We start from the raw sequence: 4,699 nt of genomic DNA, 5'->3' as shown, positions 1-4,699 counted from the left end.
GGCGACCACCGAGGTGTTGATCGAGCGCACCAGTGTCTGGTTGATGGCCAGGTTCACCTGTTCGGCGAACGTGCGCTTGGTCTGTTTGTCCAGGTCAGCAGTGTTCTCGCGGATCTTGTCGAAGACAACCACCGTGTCATACAGCGAGTAGCTAAGCACGGTCAGGAAGCCAATGATGGCCGACGGCGTGACTTCGAATCCGCTGAGTGCGTAAAGCCCGGCGGGGGTCACCATAACGGCCAGCAGGCCGGAGATAGCCGCAAGCGACATTTTCCAGGTCCGGAAGTACAGCGCCATCAGGACCGCGGCGAGGGCCACGAAGACCAGGAGGCCAATCAGTGCCTGCCGGCTGACGTCGTTGCCCCAGGTGGGGCCGATGAACGTGGAAGTGACCTGGTCCTCGGACACGCCGTAGTCCTGCGCCAGCGCGGCTTTCACTTCCAGCGTCTGGTCGTCAGTGAGTTCCTCGGTCTGGATGCGCATCGTGCCGGGGGAAATGTTCGTGACGCGGGGGTCGGAGCCTGAAACAACTTCGGCCACGGCCTCTTCGCCCACCGAAACCTGGGTGTTCTCGACACCTGAGACGGTGAACTCCGAGCCGCCGCGGAAGTCGATGCCAAGGTTGAAACCACCCTTGGCCACCGGGATCAGGCAGGAAAGGATGATCGCTATGGCGGCGATCAGGAACCACAGCCGGTAGCGGCCCACGAAGTTGTAGGACCGTTTTCCGGTGTACAGCTCATTGCCAAACGTGGCGAATCTGGGGAGCTTGCTCATCAGTTGCCCTCCTTCTTCGCATCGCGGCCGGATCCGGCCATCGAATCTGGGTTTCCGCTGGAATTCGTGGAAGCCCCGCCGGACTGATTTTGGCCGTCAGACTGCTTCTTGCCGCGCGACTCTGCTTCGCGCTGCTTCTCGGCTTCTGCCTGGCGCCGCTCAGCGATCGTCATCCGTCGTTCAGCTTCCTTTGCCGCACCCTTATTCTTCGGGGAGACCGGCTTCGAGGAGGATCCTGTTCCCTGCTCGGCGCCCGCTCCGGCACCGGCCATGGCAGGTTCCCGCAGGCGTCCCGCGCCGCGGTAAACCGGCACGGCACCCAGGCGGGTCGCGTCGAGCCCGGACCATTTGTGGCCCTGGCCGAAGAACTTGGTCCTGGCAAGCAGCACCATCACGGGGTGCGTGAACATAAAGACGACGATGAGGTCGGCAATGGCTGTCAGCCCGAGGGTGAAGGCGAAGCCGCGGACGTTGCCCACTGCAACGAAGTACAGCACGACGGCGGCCAGCAGGTTCACTGCCTTCGAGGCCAGGACGGTCCGCTTGGCCCGCTTCCATCCGGTGTCCACGGCGGATACCAGTGACCTGCCTTCGCGCAGTTCGTCGCGGATTCGCTCGAAGTAGACAATGAAGGAGTCCGCGGTGAGGCCAATGGCAACAATCAGGCCAGCAACACCTGCCAGCGAAAGCCGGTAGTTGTGGGACCAACCGAGGATAGCGATCGCCAGGTATGTCAGCACGCCGGCGACTACCAGTGAGGCAATGGTGACGAACCCAAGTGCGCGGTACTGGAACAGCGAGTAGACGGCCACCAGGATCAGGCCGATGACGCCGGCAATCAGTCCCATCCGCAGCTGGTCTGCACCAAGGGTGGCTGAGACCTGCTGTTCGCTCTGAATGTCGAAGCTGATCGGCAGGGCGCCGTACTTCAGCTGTTCGGAGAGGGCCTTGGCGCTCTCCTGCGTGTAGCTTCCGGTGATCTGGGCGTTGCCGTCGGTGATCGGCACATTCATGGACGGCGCGGAGATGATCTGTCCGTCCAGGACGATGGCGAACTGGTTCTGGGGAGTTCCCTTGCCGAAACCGACCAGGCGCTCGGAAACCTCGCGGAACTTCTCGGTGCCTTCACCATTGAAGTCCAGGTTCACTGCCCACTGGTTCAGGGACTGGCCCTGGCCGCTCTGGGCCATACCGAAGCTGGCGTCCTCAAGCAAGGACCCGGGAACCTCAACGGGCCCAAGAATGTACTTGCCGCCCGTCTCCGGCTCACACGCCACCATGGGCTGATCCGCCGGGGCAGGCTCAACCGAGGCCTCAAGTGTTGCCGGATCCAGGCAGTTGGTGGACTCGAACTCCTTGTAGAGCTCAGGCGTCACCCAGTTGAGGTCGGAACCGTTCGTCGGTTCGGCCGTCGGCTGCGGGAGCTGGTCATCCGGCGTGGGGGTCTGCGCGGCCGCGGCCTGGCCGGGTCCGCCCACGAGCACTGCCCGGAATTCCATTGCTGCCGATGCCTGGATCAGCGCACGTGTTTCGGCAGACGGGGTACCAGGGAGGGAGACAACAACGTTGCGGCCGGATTGTGTGGTGATTTCGGCTTCGGAAACACCACTGCCGTCCACGCGCTGGCGGATGATCTCCACCGCCTGGTCGAGCTGTTCCTGGCTGATCTCCGAGTCTCCGCCCACCACCTTTGGAGACAGGATCATCTGGGTGCCGCCCTCAAGATCGAGGGCGAGTTTAGGAGTCCAGCTGGCGTTGCTCCATGTGGAGCCGCCGCCGAGCAGTATGGCCAGGGCAGCAAAAAGGACACCCAACCAAATGAGCGTCTTTTTCGCGGCGGGGCCGGAACCGGTTCGAGGCATAGAGGTTTTCCTTTAGGGCGTAATCGCCGGAGACAGAGTGATCCGGCGGGCCTGCGGACTCACTCCGCCCCGCAGGCCCTCGGAGAGTCTAGTTGTCGTTCTTCTTCTCGCGGTCGAGGCGCTTGAGCGTTTCTTCAGGCGTCTCGTCCCGGGACACCGAGTCGGCGGCCTCGGGGTGCGTGGTCTCGCCGGTGAGCGAGGAAGCGTCGTCGGGGACGACCGTTTCCTGCGGCTCTTCTTCGGCGGGCGTGGTGGTGACAACCTTGGTCAGTGCCTGGAGGTGGATCGTGGCCAGGTTGCCCGGCGACAGTTCAAGGACCGCCTTGTTCTCTTCCTGATCCACGGACACGATCGTGCCGAACAGGCCAAACTGGGTCATGACCTCGGTGCCGGGAACCATCTGGGTCCGCTGCTCCTTAACCGTCTGCTGGGTCTTCTTCTGCTTGCGGAACATCATGAAGATGAACAACGCAAGCAGGACCGGCAGGAGGAGGTTCGTCAGTTGGAAGCCGCCTCCATTGCCGGTATCAGTGGTCGTCTGGGCCAGGACATTCAAGAACACGAAGGGTTCCGTTTCTGTTGCGGTTTATCGGGCGTGCGCCGGCCTGCATGAACCAATACTGCATTCAGGCCGCCGGATCTGACGCGCCGGCTTGCGTAAGCGTCAGATCAGTCTAAGGGGAAAACGGACCTGCGGCCCTTTAAGTTTCATTGTGCAGCTAAAATCTCGTTCTGCCGCCATGTTTATTGTGCAGCCAACCGGCCGAGATCGCATCCCAAGCCCGGGTTGACAGGCTTCAGGCCTCTGCGCGTCCGTTCGCTCTGCCTGCTCCGGTTCGGCCGTGACTCCGGGCAGGACTCCCTGCAGGACGCCCTGCCCGGAGCCCGTCGGAAACCGGCTGGGCTCCCTGCAGGCAGCCCGTCAGGAAGCGGCAGGATTTCCAGCAGGCAGCCCGTCCGGAACCGCCCGCGCCGCGGTCTCCGGGATTTCGAGTCCGAGGTGTTCCCAGGCCGCCCGGGTCGCGATGCGTCCCCGGGGTGTTCGACCCAGCAGGCCTTCGCGGACCAGATACGGTTCGGCAACCGTCTCCACTGTCTCGGGTTCCTCCCCGACGGCGATGGCCAGGGTTGAAAGCCCCACCGGCCCGCCGTTGAACTTCGTGACCAGGGCAAGCAGCACCGCGCGGTCCAGCCGGTCGAGTCCGCGTTCGTCGACCTCATACATATCCAGTGCGGCCCCGGCCGAGCGGGCGTCAATCTGATCGACCCCGTGCACCAGTGCCCAGTCCCTGACCCGGCGCAGCAGGCGGTTGGCAATTCGCGGTGTGCCGCGGGACCGTCCGGCCACCTCGGCGAAAGCAGCTGAGTTCACCTTCATGTCCATCAGCATGGCCGAGCGCCGCAGGACCAGCTCCAGTTCCGGGGTGGAGTAGAACTCCAGATGGCCGGTAAAACCGAACCGGTCGCGCAGCGGCCCGGGCAGGAGCCCGGCCCGGGTGGTTGCGCCGACCAGCGTGAAGGAGGGCAGGTCCAGCGGAATGGCGGTGGCCCCGGCTCCCTTGCCGACGACGATGTCCACCCGGAAGTCCTCCATGGCCATGTACAGCATTTCCTCGGCAGGACGGGACATGCGGTGGATTTCGTCCAGGAACAGCACCTCCCCTTCAGTCAGGGAGGAGAGGATGGCGGCCAGGTCGCCGGCGTGCTGGATGGCCGGGCCGGAGCTGATGCGCAGCGGTGCGTTCATTTCCGCGGCGATGATCATGGACAGGGTCGTTTTGCCGAGGCCGGGGGGCCCGGAGAGCAGCACATGGTCGGCGCTGCGGCCGCGCAGCCGGGACGCTTCCAGGACCAGGGAGAGCTGTTCGCGGACCCGCTTTTGGCCCACGAAGTCATCGAGGTTTTTCGGGCGCAGCGCTGCTTCGATGGCCTTGTCGTCGGGATCCGGTGCGGCCGCGGTGAGCGGTTCGGCGGCAGCCACGCTAGCCGGCCTGCTTCTGCGGGGCCCGGCCGCGGGCGCCGTCCTGGCCCAGGCGGCGCAGTGTCAGGCGCAGGATCTC

General features: G+C 64.3%; 4 protein-coding genes. All 4 read right to left on the bottom strand.

All coding sequences use genetic code 11. The features are described 5' to 3' along the window. Positions 1-777 (bottom strand): protein translocase subunit SecF (secF, locus tag RTN46_RS16485; protein ID WP_312183015.1); only part of this gene is annotated, 777 nt, incomplete at its 3' end. Further along, positions 777-2,639: a protein translocase subunit SecD gene (gene secD / locus RTN46_RS16480; protein ID WP_312183013.1), complete on the bottom strand. Its 1,863-nt coding sequence runs from the start codon at positions 2,637-2,639 to the stop codon at positions 777-779. The genes secD and secF, both read right to left, overlap by 1 nt. An 88-nt stretch (positions 2,640-2,727) precedes the next feature. Further along, positions 2,728-3,195, bottom strand: a complete 468-nt coding sequence (yajC, locus tag RTN46_RS16475) for a preprotein translocase subunit YajC (protein ID WP_312183017.1) — start codon at positions 3,193-3,195, stop codon at positions 2,728-2,730. 366 nt (positions 3,196-3,561) lie between these two features. Continuing rightward, positions 3,562-4,620, bottom strand: coding sequence for a Holliday junction branch migration DNA helicase RuvB (ruvB, locus tag RTN46_RS16470; protein WP_312183011.1), 1,059 nt, complete (start codon positions 4,618-4,620; stop codon positions 3,562-3,564). Between the last annotated feature and the right edge of the window lie 79 nt (positions 4,621-4,699).

Source organism: Arthrobacter sp., assembly GCF_031988865.1.
In the GTDB taxonomy this organism is placed as follows: Bacteria; Actinomycetota; Actinomycetes; order Actinomycetales; family Micrococcaceae; genus Arthrobacter_B.
The sequence above is the reverse complement of the archived record's forward strand: the minus strand, read 5'-3'. Positions and strand labels throughout refer to the sequence as shown.

Bases quoted from the DNA above. Each gene is read 5' to 3' on its own strand.
- secD (WP_312183013.1), bottom strand. From the start codon at position 2,639: ATGCCTCGAACCGGTTCCGGCCCCGCCGCGAAAAAGACGCTCATTTGG.